The organism is Alteromonas sp. G4i13, assembly GCF_054960505.1.
The window spans coordinates 35,841-51,267 of the sequence record NZ_JBHNYX010000029.1 but is presented as its reverse complement, the minus strand read 5'-3'; the positions used below and the strand labels follow the sequence as shown (position 1 = coordinate 51,267).

At 46.6% G+C, this 15,427-nt stretch carries 14 protein-coding genes; 6 read left to right on the top strand and 8 right to left on the bottom strand.

The features are described 5' to 3' along the window. Positions 1 to 25: 25 nt before the first annotated feature. The 3 genes from rluF to ACFI6J_RS14515 all read right to left on the bottom strand — a co-directional run bounded on the left by rluF (position 26) and on the right by ACFI6J_RS14515 (position 3,487). Complete coding sequence (gene rluF / locus ACFI6J_RS14525; RefSeq protein ID WP_014949260.1) at positions 26 to 784, bottom strand: 23S rRNA pseudouridine(2604) synthase RluF; 759 nt, start codon at positions 782 to 784, stop codon at positions 26 to 28. Between the two features lie 142 nt (positions 785 to 926). Further along, positions 927 to 1,739, bottom strand: coding sequence for an AAA family ATPase (locus ACFI6J_RS14520; RefSeq protein ID WP_014949261.1), 813 nt, complete (start codon positions 1,737 to 1,739; stop codon positions 927 to 929). Between the two features lie 191 nt (positions 1,740 to 1,930). After that, positions 1,931 to 3,487 carry a bifunctional GNAT family N-acetyltransferase/carbon-nitrogen hydrolase family protein gene (locus ACFI6J_RS14515; RefSeq protein ID WP_014949262.1) on the bottom strand — a complete coding sequence of 519 codons (1,557 nt, stop codon included), beginning with the start codon at positions 3,485 to 3,487 and terminating at the stop codon, positions 1,931 to 1,933. A gap of 426 nt (positions 3,488 to 3,913) precedes the next feature. Here ACFI6J_RS14515 and ACFI6J_RS14510 point away from each other — a divergent pair, with 426 nt between their 5' ends. Together ACFI6J_RS14510 and ACFI6J_RS14505 are read left to right on the top strand one after the other, a co-directional pair. Beyond that, entirely contained in the window at positions 3,914 to 4,585 is a 672-nt protein-coding gene (locus tag ACFI6J_RS14510; protein ID WP_156086337.1) for a 2OG-Fe(II) oxygenase, read from the top strand. A 208-nt stretch (positions 4,586 to 4,793) separates the two neighbouring features. Continuing rightward, positions 4,794 to 6,479: a response regulator gene (locus ACFI6J_RS14505; protein ID WP_039229600.1), complete on the top strand. Its 1,686-nt coding sequence runs from the start codon at positions 4,794 to 4,796 to the stop codon at positions 6,477 to 6,479. A gap of 119 nt (positions 6,480 to 6,598) precedes the next feature. On the opposite strand, the gene ACFI6J_RS14500 is transcribed toward ACFI6J_RS14505, so the two are convergent. The 4 genes from ACFI6J_RS14500 to cadR form a co-directional block, all read right to left on the bottom strand. Further along, positions 6,599 to 9,184, bottom strand: coding sequence for an ExeM/NucH family extracellular endonuclease (locus ACFI6J_RS14500; RefSeq protein WP_156086338.1), 2,586 nt, complete (start codon positions 9,182 to 9,184; stop codon positions 6,599 to 6,601). 329 nt (positions 9,185 to 9,513) lie between these two features. Further along, positions 9,514 to 9,801, bottom strand: a complete 288-nt coding sequence (locus ACFI6J_RS14495) for a DUF2252 domain-containing protein (protein WP_258312660.1) — start codon at positions 9,799 to 9,801, stop codon at positions 9,514 to 9,516. 143 nt (positions 9,802 to 9,944) lie between these two features. Further along, complete coding sequence (locus ACFI6J_RS14490; RefSeq protein ID WP_462586254.1) at positions 9,945 to 10,112, bottom strand: hypothetical protein; 168 nt, start codon at positions 10,110 to 10,112, stop codon at positions 9,945 to 9,947. Between the two features lie 146 nt (positions 10,113 to 10,258). After that, on the bottom strand, positions 10,259 to 10,666 hold the full coding sequence (gene cadR, locus ACFI6J_RS14485) for a Cd(II)/Pb(II)-responsive transcriptional regulator (RefSeq protein WP_007148576.1): 408 nt from the start codon (positions 10,664 to 10,666) through the stop codon (positions 10,259 to 10,261). A 95-nt stretch (positions 10,667 to 10,761) separates the two neighbouring features. On the opposite strand from cadR, the gene ACFI6J_RS14480 reads away from it, so the two are divergent. The 3 genes from ACFI6J_RS14480 to ACFI6J_RS14470 are packed head-to-tail and all read left to right on the top strand — an operon-like array spanning position 10,762 to position 13,485. Continuing rightward, complete coding sequence (locus ACFI6J_RS14480) at positions 10,762 to 11,658, top strand: cation efflux transmembrane domain-containing protein (protein WP_020744994.1); 897 nt, start codon at positions 10,762 to 10,764, stop codon at positions 11,656 to 11,658. 3 nt (positions 11,659 to 11,661) lie between these two features. Next, positions 11,662 to 12,174: a signal peptidase II gene (lspA, locus tag ACFI6J_RS14475; protein ID WP_462586253.1), complete on the top strand. Its 513-nt coding sequence runs from the start codon at positions 11,662 to 11,664 to the stop codon at positions 12,172 to 12,174. A 21-nt stretch (positions 12,175 to 12,195) separates the two neighbouring features. Further along, on the top strand, positions 12,196 to 13,485 hold the full coding sequence (locus ACFI6J_RS14470; protein WP_004574636.1) for an ISL3-like element ISPpu12 family transposase: 1,290 nt from the start codon (positions 12,196 to 12,198) through the stop codon (positions 13,483 to 13,485). Here ACFI6J_RS14470 and ACFI6J_RS14465 read toward each other — a convergent pair. Then, positions 13,454 to 14,482 (bottom strand): DUF2252 family protein, encoded by a 1,029-nt coding sequence (locus ACFI6J_RS14465; RefSeq protein ID WP_462586252.1) that lies wholly within the window; start codon positions 14,480 to 14,482, stop codon positions 13,454 to 13,456. The genes ACFI6J_RS14470 and ACFI6J_RS14465 overlap by 32 nt on opposite strands. Positions 14,483 to 14,781: 299 nt before the next feature. On the opposite strand from ACFI6J_RS14465, the gene ahpC reads away from it, so the two are divergent. Further along, complete coding sequence (gene ahpC / locus ACFI6J_RS14460) at positions 14,782 to 15,339, top strand: alkyl hydroperoxide reductase subunit C (protein ID WP_425291745.1); 558 nt, start codon at positions 14,782 to 14,784, stop codon at positions 15,337 to 15,339. Positions 15,340 to 15,427: the final 88 nt, after the last annotated feature.

Below are 15,427 nucleotides of genomic sequence, written 5' to 3'. Positions count from 1 at the left end.
CTACTACTAAATGTAGTAGTTTCATTTATTTACGCAACTCAACTTTGCTCGCTGTTTTTGTAGAAGAGCGAACTGCATTTTGCATAATAGTTAGTTCACGGCTTGTTAGGTTACGCCACTGGCCAGGTTTTAGTGAGCCGAGTTCAAGGTGCATGATTCGGGTTCGTTTTAGTTTGGTGACCTCGTACCCTAAAAACTCACACATTCTGCGGATTTGTCGATTAAGACCCTGAGTTAGAATAATGGTAAATGTATTTTTGCCCGTGGGTTTAACCACACAAGGCTTCGTCACCGTCCCTAAAATTGGTACTCCGCGAGACATACGGTTGACGAAGCGCTCACTGATTGGTTGGTTAACCGTAACTTCGTATTCTTTGTCATGAGCATTTTCAGCGCGCAGGATCTTGTTCACGATGTCCCCATCGCTGGTTAAAATGATTAAGCCTTCCGATGGTTTGTCTAACCTTCCTACGGGGAAAATACGTTCCTTGTGACCGATAGCGTCAATAATGTTGCCTTTGACATGACGCTCAGTTGTACAGGTGATACCAATGGGTTTGTTATAGACAATATATACGCGATCTGACTTGTCTGAGGCAACTGCGCCTACAACTTTACCGTCTACCTTTACAGTGTCACCAGGCCCCACTTTCGTACCCAGTTCAGGTGGTTGGTTATTAACGGTAACGCGATTTTGCTCAATGAGTTTATCCGCTTCACGGCGAGAACACAGGCCAGTGTCGCTAATATATTTATTTAAACGTTTGGGCGCTTGCTCACTCATTGCGCATTAGGTCCTATATATTTCAAAAGAGGGCAATATTATCACGGCAAAAAGAAAGGGGCGATTCGCCCCTTTCTTTTTTATGCGTTAAACCGTGGTTTTTATTCTCGGTTGTATACTATTACAACAGATTTAATCTGGTTTACTGGTTACCTGCAGCTGAAGGAGCCGAACCACTTCCACCCGTTGAACCACCGCTAGATACTACTTTGGTTGCTATATCGCGAATTTCGTTTTCCAAACTGGTAATGCGGCCAGATAAGGTCGTATTGCGTTGCTCTAACACAGACAATTTGTCGGTTAAATTGCGTACGCTTTGCTGAGCGCTTTGTTTATCGCTTGCTGCTTGCTCAAGTTGAACATTAACAGCGAGCAGTTCATCAGCTAACGAAGCAAGTTGATTCTTAACCGAGCCAATGGCCGCTGCTTGCGATTTTACATTTTCTGAAACTGAGTTGATGTTCTTATTCAAGGCGTTTTGAACGTTACCTACGCGGTCGCCAAGATCAGCAATCTCTTGTTGATTACGACGCCAAGCTGACGCCCACAACTTATCCATTTGTTCCCAAAGCTCGTTTGTCTTGTTGGTTAGCTCAGTAACTTTAACTTGCAGGGCAACAGTAGATTCACCAATTTCTTCACCTGTAGCAGATAACTTGTTTTCTAACTGCAAAATGCGCTGCTCCGCTTGCTCAGCAACCGCTTTCTGTTGCTCAAGCATGGTGTACAGGTAATAGCAACCACCACAGGCGGCCAAGGCGATGACGGCAACGAATACAACCCAGATTCCATTACCGTTTCCACCACCAGAGGGTTGGCGGTTTGCTGATGGGGCAGATGAAGGTGGAGGCGTTGCTTTTGTTGGCGCCGCCTGACGTTTTGTTTGGTAATCACGACGGTCTTCTTCATCCAATCTAATGGTTGGGAACTCATCGTTTTTCGAATTATTTGCCATAGTAAATTTATAATCTCGTTATGTAGTGCTAACTTCATCGCATTTAGATGCTTTAAGTCAATAAGAAGACAGCACATTTATATTTGCGCGCTAAAGCATGTTATCGCTAAATTAAAGGAAATTCTACGGCTTATGCTCAATGTCAATTATACATAAGCCATAAAATCCGAGAATTTCCTTAAAGCGTAGCGCTACTGCTTATCGCCGATCCATTCAACGCGATACAAATCTCGTCTTCTATCAAGATAATTCCGCACAGAGCCTTCATTTTGAAGCTTAGTGAGTTTATCCAAATCCAAATCAACAATGAGCGTCATTTCTGTGTTTGGCGTGGTCTCAGAGACAATTGCGTCATGTGGGAACGCGAAATCACTTGGCGAGAAAACCGCGGTTTGCCCATATTGAATATCTACGTTGTCCACTTTGGGTAAGTTACCTACGCTACCTGCAATTGCCACGTAGCATTCGTTTTCAATAGCGCGGGCCTGCGCACAGCGTCGCACGCGCAAATAACCGTTTTTGGTATCTGTCCAGAAGGGGACAAACAAAATTTGCATTTCCTGATCGGCAAGAATACGCGCAAGCTCTGGAAACTCCACGTCATAGCAGATCAAAACGCCGATTTTGCCGAAGTCGGTATCAAATGTCTTAAGGCTGTTTCCGCCTTTCATTATCCAATCTTCTTTTTCGTGAGGTGTTGGATGAAGCTTATACTGGCTTTCAATCGTGCCGTCGCGTTTGCAAATGTAGCTGACGTTATAGAGCTCTTCCTCTTCTACCACAGGCATAGAACCTGCGATAATCGTAATATTGTACGATACGGCCAAATGAGACACGGCAGTTAAAATCTCATCGGTATAGGTCGCTAAATGCCAAATTGCATCAATTGATGAATCTGACGGGCTCAGGCCCATTAACGGCGCGTTAAAAAACTCAGGGAACAGGGCAACGTCGCAAGAATAGTCAGACAAGGCATCGACGAAGTACTCTACTTGTTGTAAAAGCTCTTCTACATTATTGAAGTAACGCATTTGCCATTGAATACATCCGATTCGTGCGCTGGTCTTCCTGCTGGCGATGAGCGAAGGCGTGCCCGGTTCATAATAAATATTGTGCCACTGAAGTAGCGTCGCATAACCCTGTGAGGCTTCATCCTCTGGAAGGTAAGCCGACATGACTTGCTTGACTTCAAATCCATTTGAAAGTTGAAAAGTTAAAATGGGGTCGTAGATGTCTTTGAGCTTGACTTGCTCAATGTATTCATAAGGCGACAGCTCATGCGCATGGTTTTTATAGTTCGGGATTCGACCGCCCGCCATAATGGATTTTAGATTCAAGTTACGACAGAGCTCTTTACGCGCTTCGTAGAGACGACGACCAAGGCGTAGACCTCGATACTCGGGTGAAACAATTACCTCAACACCATAAAGCACATCACCGTTAGGATCGTGTGTGGTCAAATAAGCATCACCCGTAATTTCATCGTAGCTGTGTTTATCCCCAAACTGGTCATAATCTACAATCACTGAAATGGCGAAAGCGACCACTTTGCCTTTATCTTCAATACATATTTGCCCATCGGGAAATGTAGTAACTTGGGCTTTATAGTTAGAGTAAGGCCATGCGCCTCCAACGTTGGCGTATACCTCATCCATTAACGCTTTAACATCGTTGTAGTCGTCCAGTCTCAAATTTCTTAAGTCTAGATGATGTTCCGTTTCTTCTATTTGTGTTTGATCTTGACTCATGGGTTACTCTTTTTGCTAAAAATTTTAATACGTACATTGCGTATATCTTTACTAAACCGCCTTGCCATGCGTTTTTCAACTGTTAATTACAATCCGTATGTGCAGACGTAATGGCAACGGAAACAAGGGCAGAAGAAAAGTCTCTCAATCAACCCTCTTAAAATATACACTTCGGTTTACTTATTGATTTAGTTTACCTTTACCGTCATTTGCTCACTTTAAAATTGATATTAAATAAGCAAGAAGCGTGCGACTTCTTAACGACAAATAATTTTTCTTTTATCGATAAAAAAATAGCGCGGAAAATGCGTGGTGATGCAATTGCTATAGGATTCAACCCCGCGTATAAGTTCGCTAGTTTTTTAACGTACACAACCCGCTCCTAACTACACGATTAGTTAACCGCTCAAAGGTAGAATTGCTCTGATGAATAGAGAACAACTTGCGTCGTATCAGCCTCTTCACGTTTTCGATGAAGCCATATTTGAAAATATCGTCGATGACTTAGTCACGAAAGGCTTTTCTATTCAAGAGCATGGTTTACCTGATTTCATTACACAAGCACTTTTGGCCTGCCAGCGTTCAATCTCTGAAGCTGAATATCAAGCGGCAGGTATTGGTCGCGCAGAGAGTTATCAAAAGGCTGAAAAAGTTAGAGGGGACGAGATTTGCTGGATTACAGGTTCATCTAGTGAAGGCGCTTTGTGGCTTTCATGGTGTGAAGCCTTGCAGCAGTATGTAAATCGTTCGCTTTTTATGGGGCTTTTTTCTTTTGAAAGTCATTTTGCCTGCTATGAGCCGGGTAAATTTTACAAACGCCATGTAGATGCGTTTAAAGGTCAGGGCAATCGCGTGTTGTCTTTAGTCGCCTATTTGAATGACGACTGGACTTCAGAAGATGGGGGAGAACTCGTGCTCTACGCTGATGATAGTGATCTAATTGGAACAAGGGTGCTGCCAACGAAAGGTACTTTCGTTGTTTTTTTGAGCGAACAATTCCCTCATGAAGTATTACCTGCTGCCCGCAGCCGTCACTCGGTTGCAGGTTGGTTTAGGGTTAACGGAAGCGTTAACGACGCGATTGATCCGCCTCGATAAAAGCACTAATCACGTTGTGAAACGCGCGTGTATCTAAAAACTAAGACTTATGTATAATAAGTTTAGGCTGTATGCGCGCTATTATTACAAAACTGGTTTGAATTATGGGCCAGCTCCTCTCGCGCACAGCTCGCGCAACATTGTGCCGTCGCAATAGCAAGTATTCTATTACGACGCTTAGGGAAAAGACGTTAGAAGTGATTGGTAAATGCTGGAAAAAATACCTGCCCCAACCCCAAGAGAAGAATTACATGTGCTGGTTATCGATAACCAGGGGCTTGTACATGATGTAGTGTCATCAGCTTTGCATGAAATTGGAATAAAAAACGTAAGCAGTGCTTTTAATGCCTTTCACGCGAAAAGGTTGTGTGCTGCAAGACAATACGACTTTGTTTTACTGGCGTTTAACGTCAGTCACGACAAGGATGGCTTTCACCTTTTTGAAGAATTAAAACACCTCAATCACATCAACGACACCACCACGGTCATTTTTCTCAGTGCAGAGACATCGCCTGAATTGGTTAATTGTATTGTTGAATTGCAACCGGATGACTTTTGGGTCAAACCTCTTCAGCGCAACAAAATTGAGCTGCGTTTGGAATACCTTATCCAAATAAGGTTAAAGCTACATAAAATGCTTCATTGTATGCAGGTGGGGGACTATTCCACCGCTATGTACTATGCAGAGCGCCAGTTAAAAGATCCTTCGCTATCGGAGTATCACACCAGAATTAAACGCTTAATTGGTGATTGCTTATTGCAGCTTCGCGATTATCAAACTGCGGAAGACTACTTTAGAAGCTTATTGCAGAGCATGGATCATGCGTGGGTTCACATTGGTTTAACCCGGTCGTTGCTTCGACAAGATGAATTAGAAGAAGCCCAGCTACTGGTTGATGACTTATTGCAGCGCCACGACACGCGATTCTTAACCTTTGACTTGCTTGCTCAGTATTTTATTGAGAAAGAGCAGTTCGATATTGCCTACGAACAAATGAAAGAGGCGAGTAGGCTAGCACCTCGCAATATTGAGCGTAACAAACGGTTATGGGATCTTGCTCGATTGAACCACGATAAGGCAGGGCAACTTTCAGCCGTTCAAAATATGGCAAAATTTGCTAAAAATTCTATCCATGACTCACCTCAGCTAACGCTCAATGTTATTCGTTCAACCATTGATTTAGCCACAAGTCTTGGCAGTACAGAAGGCGAACGCTATATGAAACGCGCAGAATCTGAACTGGAAGAATTGAAACAACAAAAGGGCATGCAGTCTCAGCTTGGCGAGCAGATTGACGTCGTAAAAGCGCGTGTCTTGTGCTTGCGAGACGACAAAAAAGGGGCTGAAAAGTTGATGAAGGATCGTTCGGCATCTACCGACGGACTCTCGATGGAAGATAGCCTCGATAAAATGAAAGCATTTCACGAGTTAGGAATGCGTGAACACTGTGTGAGTATTTTAGATAAGCTTAGAAAGCAAATTGAAGGGGACACGTTTACTTCTCAAGTGGTAAATGAATACCTGAATCAAGAGTCGATTGAACGTACTGAAATTCAATTTACCACAAAAGAGCTTAAGCAAATGGCTGCGGTTAACTACAAAGAGAATCGGTTGTCGCCAGCTTTCAACAATTTACGCCAGGCACTAACACTGTCGCCGAAAGACAAACAAGTTGCACTGAGCTTGTTAAAAGTTATTACTCAAATCCACTTAGGGGATAATTTAACAGACGAGCAGATGGAAGCGGCCCATAAAGCGGCGAAGCTTCTTTTAAGTAGTGACTTGTCGCCAACCCAGGCTGAAAAGCGCGATCAGTATATAAGCCGAATCGGCATTGAGGTGGATGACAGTAACGCTGCTGACTTAGTCGGTGTGGTAGCCGTTAAAGCATAACGGTTACTGCACAGACTGTTATTGAAAAGAGTACCAACAAAAAAGCTGCCTCCATTGAGGCAGCTTTTTTTATGTGAATGAAGCACACCCGTTAAGCGTGGACTTCATTCTTTCACTTTTTATTTCTTAGCAGTAGTCGAACGACGACGAAAGCCAACCGCTGCAGCTAGCAGGGCAAGAATTCCTCCCATTGCTCCACCTGAGCTATCATTGCTTTCTTCTTCTTCCTCTTCAACTACGTCTGCTTGTAGGTCAAAGGTTGCGATGAATGGGTCGTGATCTGAGCTTCTAAATGGACCAACATCAGTAAAGGCGTAACCGTCTTCATCTGGGTAATAACGAAGCGCTTGATCGTACTGCAACTGGTAAGCTTCAACTGAGTTGATGTTCCAGTGAGCACCGTCAATGGCGTCTGCAAGCATGGCATCACTTGCTAGTACGTGATCTAAACTACCTACCTGTTCAGTTCCGTAGAACCAATATGAGAAGCCTTCTGCATCAAACTCTTCAGCCAAGTTGTGATAGCCGAAGCTAGACTCTACGTCCACTGACGAGCCTTCATCCATACCTGTATTGACCGCAGTCGTAATAGTGTATCCACGAGACTCAGGTGTGTAATCGGTAAGTACAGCTACTGGATCTTCAGCGCTATAAGCGTTTAAGTCGCCTAAGATTACCTTGCGCTCAGGCAGGCTCTCATCACTTAATGCGTTGCCTAATGTGATAGCTGCCGATACTCGAAGTGCGTTACAGCTACCCTGAATCGAGGTGATTTCAGAAGGCGCTTCTGCCACATCTTCTGCACACTGTGAACCTTTTGATTTAAAGTGATTCACGGCAACAAGGAACGATTTGCTGCTTTCAGTGTGTACAAACGATTGAAGAAGGCTTGGGCGCATGCGTGCCAGGCTATCTTCATCAATTTGTTGCTCTGGCATAGCAACTACCATGGCATCATTTTCTGGCGTCACTACTGTAGCTTTGTATAACAAGCCTACAGTAATCGCATCCGTACCAATTTCACTGCCATCACTGGTTGCGATGAATGAGTATTGCTCGGTTTCACCAAGTTCGGCGTTAATAGCATTAACTAGAGATTGGATAGCGCTATTTTCACCAAAACCATCGTTTTCGATTTCCATCAAACCGACAACGTCTGCGTTAAGGTTAACGATAGCTTCAACGATACGACCCTGTTGCAATTCAAACGCCACTTCATCGTCTGCGCCGCGGTTTTCGTCATAATCGAAAGTTACGTCGCCATTTGCATCTACTTCACCATTAAAGTAGTTAAGCACGTTGAACGTAGCAATAGATAGGTTGCCTTCTGTAACCACTGGGTTTGCTTCGCGAGAAGACGTTACTCCGATAACGTCGCTTGGATTAATTCTGTAAGTGCCAAAACTGTAGTTTAGTGGGCCAGCAGCAGAAACCGAATCACCAATGCGAATGGCATTAACGTAGCTGAAAGTAGGGAAGTAATTAAGAGCATCTGGGTACTGCGAGCTGCTGTTATCTTCGATTGTAAGAAGGCTTGTCTCGCTCGCTTCTTCTGCCGCAGTATAAGCTTCTGACAGAGGCGCAGCTACGTCGCTTGGTTGGCGTTTAACTGTGTCGCTAACAACGATTTCACCAAAACGCCACAGGTTGTTTGTACTTGTCACTGTTGCATCAGTCACGCTAACAACCATACCTTCAACGGTTTCAAGGTCAAGTTCGTACGGCATAGAAAGTTCTACCGCTGCTACAGCATCCGCTGTACCACAATCAAGTGCAGCCACATCACTATCCATAGCAAGTGTGGTCATACCGTAGTTTTCTTCTACTTCACCGTAAAGGCGAACCAGGTTACCTGTTTCAACGTCAACAGAACCTTCTACAAATAAGCCTTCAGACGTGGCGTCGTCAGCGTCGTAATCAGACGCTTCTTCTTGGACAAAGAAGCCGCCAGCACGTGTGCCAGTTACAATAGCTTCAATTATAACGTTATTGCCAACTTCAGCAGAGCTGCTTTCACTGCCCTGTATAGCACTAATAAGTGTCGCGTCTGCACCGCAAATACCTAGCTCAACAGCAGGCTCTTCTGGAACTTCTACAACGTCACCGCCACCTTCAGTGGTAAATGTACCCGCTGGAAACGGCGTTGCAGCGTCAGTGTTAGTGGTCGAGCCATCAAGCGCGTCAACACCACTGTAAGTCCAGTTAGATGCTTCGAAACTGCCGCCATTTGCTGTTTGACCTGACGTCCGGTATGCCCAACCGTCTAGGTACTCCCACGCGGTGCCACTACCGTCGGTGTTGATATCGCCAAACGTGTCAATAACGCTGCCATCTTTAAAAAGCTCAATAGCGTCGTCACCATTAATACCCATTGATGAAGTATCGTAGTCTGGTGCAGAACCGAAAAACGCAGTAAATCCATCAATTTCTGATGCTACGTAGATATAAGTACCAGCGCTTGCAGACGCACCAGCTGGAAACGTAAACTCTTCGCCATCAGTACCGCCGCCGTTGTTTGCAGTTCCAAGGGCATAGGTAGACAAATCTGCTATGTCATTGACTACGAAAAGTTCAACTGCTTTTGGAACACCACCGCTTAACGGTCCATCAATAACACCGCTAATGACTAAATCGTTAGCTTGGATGGCGGTTGAAGAAAGTGCAGAAATGATTCCTGCAGATAGTAAAGTTAATGATGTTTTCACGTCATTTTCCCTTTGTAGTTTTCATTATTTTTAATTCACATAATTACTGTTTCTGCTTTTGCCGAAATAGAAAAAACAGAGTGATATGTGAAGCGCAATTTTCTTATTGCTTGAACTACACTAAGGGCATTTGTAAAGGATAGGAATGACTTAACCTTATTCAAGCTGTTTTTAAAATATTGCTTAAATATCAAGTTCTTATCATCTACAGGTAAGTTTACTCATACCTTTAACTCTTAACCAAAAGCTAATATAGGTGTTAAGTAATGCTAACGACACGACTATGACAACAGTTCGCCTGGTAAAAAATACGCTTTTTATTGATATCTTTATTTCAGCGCACGAGTGAACAGCGCATGATCATCAACTACTTGTTCTGTATAAAGATTTGCTATTTTTACGAGCAGGCTTTTTACTTGAGAAAAAGATGTTGATGCTGACGACGCGAATCGTGTACTTCTTCTATCGCCTCGGCAGTGAGCTAGCGCAAGGCTATACCCGCACAATTCGGCAAGATACCAATCCGCACAGATAATCACCCACGCAGCGAGATTTAAAATGTTCGTAATCGCGGCGTGTTGCCGCAGGTATAGTGGCTCTACATCAAGGTAACACAACAAAGAGTACGGACATTTTAAACTCGCCCTTCGGGAAGGTCTGGCAAGCTTCCTAGCTTCATTCTGGGAATTTGAAAGGGAACAGCCATTCCTGCATTCCCACGCTTCGCTAGGAAACTTGCCAGCGCCTTCTGAGTGGGCGATTATCTGTGTGCATTGGTATTATACTCAAAGCCACCATTTATCGCTTTATTTCCCATTGCAATATCTTGTGGGTCGATTCCCACTTTAGCGTGATGTCGGGAGCGAATCAGGTAATGCGCATTTTCAAACTTAACTTCATCAAGCACTAAGTCGGGTTTTCTTTGCATTCTTCGTTGGCATCGAGCTGTAAGGTGTGCCGCATTTAGGCGATTAACCGGGTTAAAATGGGTAAGCGGATTAAATGGTTGATCTTACCTTTGCATGAGAGTGAGACAGACCGGCATCTCATCGGATTATCTGGTTGATGCTTCACCTACTGCTGGTGCATGTTTCCTTCGCTAATTCCAGCAAGAACCCCACACGCCTCAACTTCCCGGTCATCGTTGCAACTCGCTCTCAGTGAAACGAGTTGTTTCTCAAGCGCTTGCAGAGCGGTTATCTGCGACCGCACATGAGAGATGTGATCATCGAGCAAGGTGTTGACGGCGGTACAAGGCTGATGAGGGTCGTCCTGATAGCTCTGTAGTTCGTGAATCTCAGCCAGTGACAGGCCCAGGATTCTGCAGCGGCGGATGAAGGCCAGCCCCTCACCATGCTTCTCGGTATAGACACGGTAACCGTTGTCCTGCCGATCAGGCGGCGGCAACAAGCCCTGCTGTTCATAGAAGCGGATCGTCTGTGTTTCGACCCCTACCAACTGCGCCAACTGACCAATGCGCATCAGCCTCCTCCCCAACGGATTCTTTACTCTATTGACCTTATAGTAGCTTTATAGTTTAAAATGGTACCACAACATTGTTCAAGTGGAGTCGTATTATGAGCAAATCCTGTGGTGGCGCCTGTGGCGCTGATGCAACGTCCGCAGCGGATACCGATATACAGGCCTCCTCCGAGGCGCCAGGGAGATGGGTCAGTGTTTATGCCGTGCCGAAGATGGACTGTCCATCAGAAGAACGAATGATTCGCCTAGCCCTGAACGGCTTTGAGGAGATTCGGGCGCTGTCCTTCGACTTGTCGAACCGCCGGCTGAAGGTCGTGCATGACGGCGAGGTCGAGCCCGTCACCTCGAAACTGAAGACCTTGGGGCTAGGCGCCTCGCTTCAGGAAACCGTCGCTGCAAATCCGGAGACCATCAAGGCCGCCGAGTTTTCGGCAGCTTCTGCTAAGCAAGAATCCGGGACCCTGCGCTGGTTGCTCGGCATCAATGCACTTCTGTTCGTGGTGGAAATGACTGCCGGTCTGATCGCCCGGTCCACCGGCCTGATTGGAGAATCCCTGGACAATTTTGCCGATGCGGCGGTGTACGGGCTTGCCCTTTATGCGGTTGGACATAGCGTGAAAATGCAGGTACGTGCCGCGCATCTTGCTGGTGTACTGCAACTGATCTTGGCTGTGGGCGTGCTCGTAGAGGTGGTGAGACGCTTTGTATTCGGTAGTGAGCCTGAATCGCTGGTGATGATGGCTATCGCATTCGTCGCATTGATTGCCAATACCAGTTGTCTGCTGCTCATATCCAAACATCGGGAAGGCGGGGCGCACATGAAGGCAAGCTGGATATTCTCGGCCAACGACGTGGTGATCAACCTGGGGGTCATCACCGCCGGCGCCCTGGTCGCGTGGACCGGTTCCAATTATCCGGATCTGATTATCGGCACCATCGCGGGGGGCATTGTACTTAACGGTGCCAGACGCATTTTGGCGTTGAAGGGTTAAATAATGCTCATTATTGGCAAAAAGCTCTCGCCGTATGCCCTATTGTCCATATCGGGCCTGCTGGCAGCGTCTGATCAGGCTGTAAAGTGGCTGGTGCAGCAATCAATGGCCTATGGCGAGTATGTTTCGGTGACCCCGTTCTTTAACTGGGTGCACCTATGGAACACCGGTGCCGCATTCAGTCTTTTTGCGAATGGTGGAGGCTGGCAGCGCTACTTTTTTATCGGAATCGCGGTAGTGGTCTCGATTTTTCTGATCAAGCTGATCCTTGAAAATCGTCATAAAGGAGAAGCCATCGCTTACAGTCTTATCCTCGGTGGCGCCATGGGTAACCTGATTGACCGGGTCTTTCGCGGCTATGTTGTGGATTCCTTTGATTTCTATTGGCGAGACTGGCATTGGCCGGCCTTCAACCTGGCTGATAGTGCAATTGTCCTCGGTGCCTTACTTTTCGTTTCCAGCAGCTTGTTGGGTAAAAAAGCAAACACCAATGCCGAGTCGGATGGATCTGACTGACACCTACGCCTATACAACACCATGACCGAACTTCCCGACAACATCCTTCACCTGCCGCAATACCAAGTACTGGGCTGCAAATCAACCGACGACGAAATGCACTTCCAGGTGGACGTGCCCGATCCCATCGCCTGCGAGGAATGCGGCGTGCAGGGTGAGTTCGTACGGTTCGGCAAGCGTGACGTTCCCTATCGTGATCTGCCCATCCACGGCAAGCGGGTCACTCTCTGGGTGGTCCGCCGCCGATACACCTGCCGGGCCTGCAAGACAACATTCAGGCCCCAGCTACCGGAGATGGTGGACGGATTCCGTATGACACTGCGGCTGCATGAGTACGTGGAGAAGGAATCCTTCAACCACCCCTACACCTTTGTGGCGGCACAGACCGGCCTGGACGAGAAGACGGTGCGCGACATCTTCAACGCCCGCGCCGAGTTCCTGGGGCGCTGGCACCGCTTCGAGACGCCCCGCATCCTGGGCATTGACGAGCTATACCTGAACAAGCGCTACCGCTGCATTCTGACCAACATTGAGGAGCGAACCCTGCTCGACCTGCTGGCCACCCGCCGCCAGGACGTGGTGACCAACTACCTGATGAAGCTGAAAGACCGGCAGAAGGTCGAGATCGTCAGCATGGACATGTGGAACCCCTACCGGGCAGCGGTCAAGGCTGTGCTGCCCCAGGCCCGTATCGTGGTCGATAAGTTCCATGTGGTGCGCATGGCCAACGATGCCCTAGAGAGAGTGCGCAAGGGCCTCAGAAAGGAGCTGAAACCGTCCCAGAGTCGGACTCTCAAGGGAGACCGGAAAATCCTGCTGAAACGCGCTCACGAAGTCTCAGACCGGGAGCGCCTCATCATGGAGACCTGGACAGGCGCGTTCCCGCAACTGCTGGCCGCCTACGAGCACAAGGAGCGCTTCTACGGCATCTGGGACGCCACCACACGGCTCCAGGCAGAAGCCGCCCTGGACGAGTGGATAGCCACCATCCCGAAGGGCCAAAAGGAAGTCTGGAGCGATCTGGTCAGGGCAGTGGGAAACTGGCGCGAAGAGACCATGACCTACTTCGAGACGGACATGCCCGTCACCAACGCTTACACGGAGTCCATCAACCGACTGGCCAAGGACAAGAACCGTGAAGGGCGCGGTTACTCCTTCGAGGTGATGCGGGCACGAATGCTCTACACCACGAAGCACAAGAAGAAGGCACCGACTGCGAAGGTCTCTCCTTTCTACAAGAAAACCATCGGTTACGGACTGCCGGACTTCGCAGAGGAACTCAACTACGGAGTCGATCTATCAACCATCTGAGGGTGGTATCAGATTGATGGGGTGAAGGTGCCCCATCAACCATTAAATCCGTATACCCGTTAAAATCTGGAAAGTAATAAATAGGCGCCGCAACACGTTGTTGCTTAACCTCGACAATATGACAATGCGCAAAGCTTGCTGAATTATGTGGTTTTGCTGGTCCTACTAAAAAGTAGTAGCGCGCCATATTTACCGACCCGGTGCCCGCGTCCAGGCGTTTCACTATATCGACTACCGCATCGTCCATGTAGGGAGCAAAAGCTTCTAGTAGCGTGGCGTATTCTTGTGGGCTTAGGGTAGAAAATTTTTCACTGTTGGCCTTAAACCCCAAGGTCTTGCCATCAAAATGAACGGCTTTAGCCAGCGCACTTTTAACCGTGAAGTCTTCTCCTCCTGCGCTGCGAGCTTTGGCTTTTTTATATAGTTTGGTCAGCTTGCTTGGCACGGCATCTGGACAGTAGTCTATGGCTTCATTGATCACCATGGCGTTTTCTACTACTTGGCTACAGATTTCTACATAACGCTCAATAAATGCGTATTGCGCATTAATAACCTGCTGGTGGCTGACAACAGGTTTAGTGATGTCGATGTTATCGCACGCATACTTTCCATCAACGGTGCCTAGGCAATGTATCTGGGCAAGGTGCAATGAAGTGAGATAACGAAGCACATCCCAATGTGCTTTGCCGACACACGCATCATCAAAGTCGTTGGGTGAGAAGATCACTGTATCTCCGTGAGACCCTTCTTCTGTGAGAAAGCCAAAATTGGAAGTATGACAGTCTCCCATCACGCTGGTGAGGGGAACTGTCTCGCATTCTCTAGGAAAATTGATAAGGCCAGCTTTTATATCAGCGTAAAACAACTGCGCACTGCCTCTGTAGAAAACAAAGGGGCTGGCCTCCATTTTTGCATGCTTTGCCAAAGTGCGAGATGGCGCGTGTCCATCGATTAGCATTATTTCGTGGGAGATGCGCTGTAGTCGGGAATGGGTCATAGTTTTCTCATTCAGCAGAGTTTAGCCGGTGAAACCGTATTGCAAAACAATCAATCTATTTTGGCTCAATTTTCATCGTTCAATTCAATAACCTGATTAAGCGATTCATTTTTACCAATTAGTTTTTTGTGATTGTGCGCGCTATTCTTATCACCAGTTTCGAGAGACATGAATTTCGCGTTACGTGATTATCTTCACAAAACTGCAAAACCATGTCGACACAATAAACGTAAAGTTTGTATTCGCATGTGTTTAACGTGCGAAAGTAATTTAAACCAAATGGAGAATTAAACATGGCATTGATTAATACTGCTATCAAACCTTTCAAAGCAACTGCATTTAAAGACGGCGAATTCGTAGACGTAAGCAGCGAAGACATCAAAGGTAAATGGGCAGTTTTCGTATTTTACCCAGCTGACTTCACATTTGTTTGTCCAACTGAGCTTGGCGACATCGCTGACAAGTACGAAGAACTTCAGTCACGTGGCGTAGAAGTATTTTCAGTATCTACTGACACTCACTTCACTCACAAAGCATGGCACGATTCTTCTGACACGATCAACAAGATCAAATTTGCAATGATTGGCGACCCAACAGGCGAAATCACTCGTAACTTCGATTGTATGCGTGAAACTATGGGTCTTGCTGACCGCGCTACATTTGTTGTTGACCCAGAAGGCATCATCCAAGCGATGGAAATCACTTCTGAAGGTATCGGCCGTGACGCAGATGACCTAGTACGCAAAGTTAAAGCCGCTCAGTACGTTGCAAACAACCCAGGTGAAGTTTGCCCAGCTAAGTGGAAAGAAGGCGAAGCAACTCTAGCACCTTCACTTGACCTAGTAGGCAAAATCTAAGCAGCACGCTTAGCGCTTCGTGCATTGCACAGTATTAAGCAAATAATTTGTAGGGAGTGGGTCTCCACTCCCTGATATTAATTTCCAA

Excerpts from the sequence above, each read along its gene's own strand:
- ACFI6J_RS14505 (WP_039229600.1), top strand. The coding sequence starts at position 4,794 with ATGCTGGAAAAAATACCTGCCCCAACCCCAAGAGAAGAATTACATGTG.
- ACFI6J_RS14470 (WP_004574636.1), top strand. The coding sequence starts at position 12,196 with ATGACCGAACTTCCCGACAACATCCTTCACCTGCCGCAATACCAAGTA.
- ACFI6J_RS14465 (WP_462586252.1), bottom strand. The coding sequence starts at position 14,482 with ATGACCCATTCCCGACTACAGCGCATCTCCCACGAAATAATGCTAATC.
- ACFI6J_RS14520 (WP_014949261.1), bottom strand. The coding sequence starts at position 1,739 with ATGGCAAATAATTCGAAAAACGATGAGTTCCCAACCATTAGATTGGAT.
- cadR (WP_007148576.1), bottom strand. The coding sequence starts at position 10,666 with ATGCGCATTGGTCAGTTGGCGCAGTTGGTAGGGGTCGAAACACAGACG.
- rluF (WP_014949260.1), bottom strand. The coding sequence starts at position 784 with ATGAGTGAGCAAGCGCCCAAACGTTTAAATAAATATATTAGCGACACT.
- ACFI6J_RS14515 (WP_014949262.1), bottom strand. The coding sequence starts at position 3,487 with ATGAGTCAAGATCAAACACAAATAGAAGAAACGGAACATCATCTAGAC.
- lspA (WP_462586253.1), top strand. The coding sequence starts at position 11,662 with ATGCTCATTATTGGCAAAAAGCTCTCGCCGTATGCCCTATTGTCCATA.
- ACFI6J_RS14480 (WP_020744994.1), top strand. The coding sequence starts at position 10,762 with ATGAGCAAATCCTGTGGTGGCGCCTGTGGCGCTGATGCAACGTCCGCA.
- ACFI6J_RS14510 (WP_156086337.1), top strand. The coding sequence starts at position 3,914 with ATGAATAGAGAACAACTTGCGTCGTATCAGCCTCTTCACGTTTTCGAT.
- ACFI6J_RS14490 (WP_462586254.1), bottom strand. The coding sequence starts at position 10,112 with ATGCAAAGAAAACCCGACTTAGTGCTTGATGAAGTTAAGTTTGAAAAT.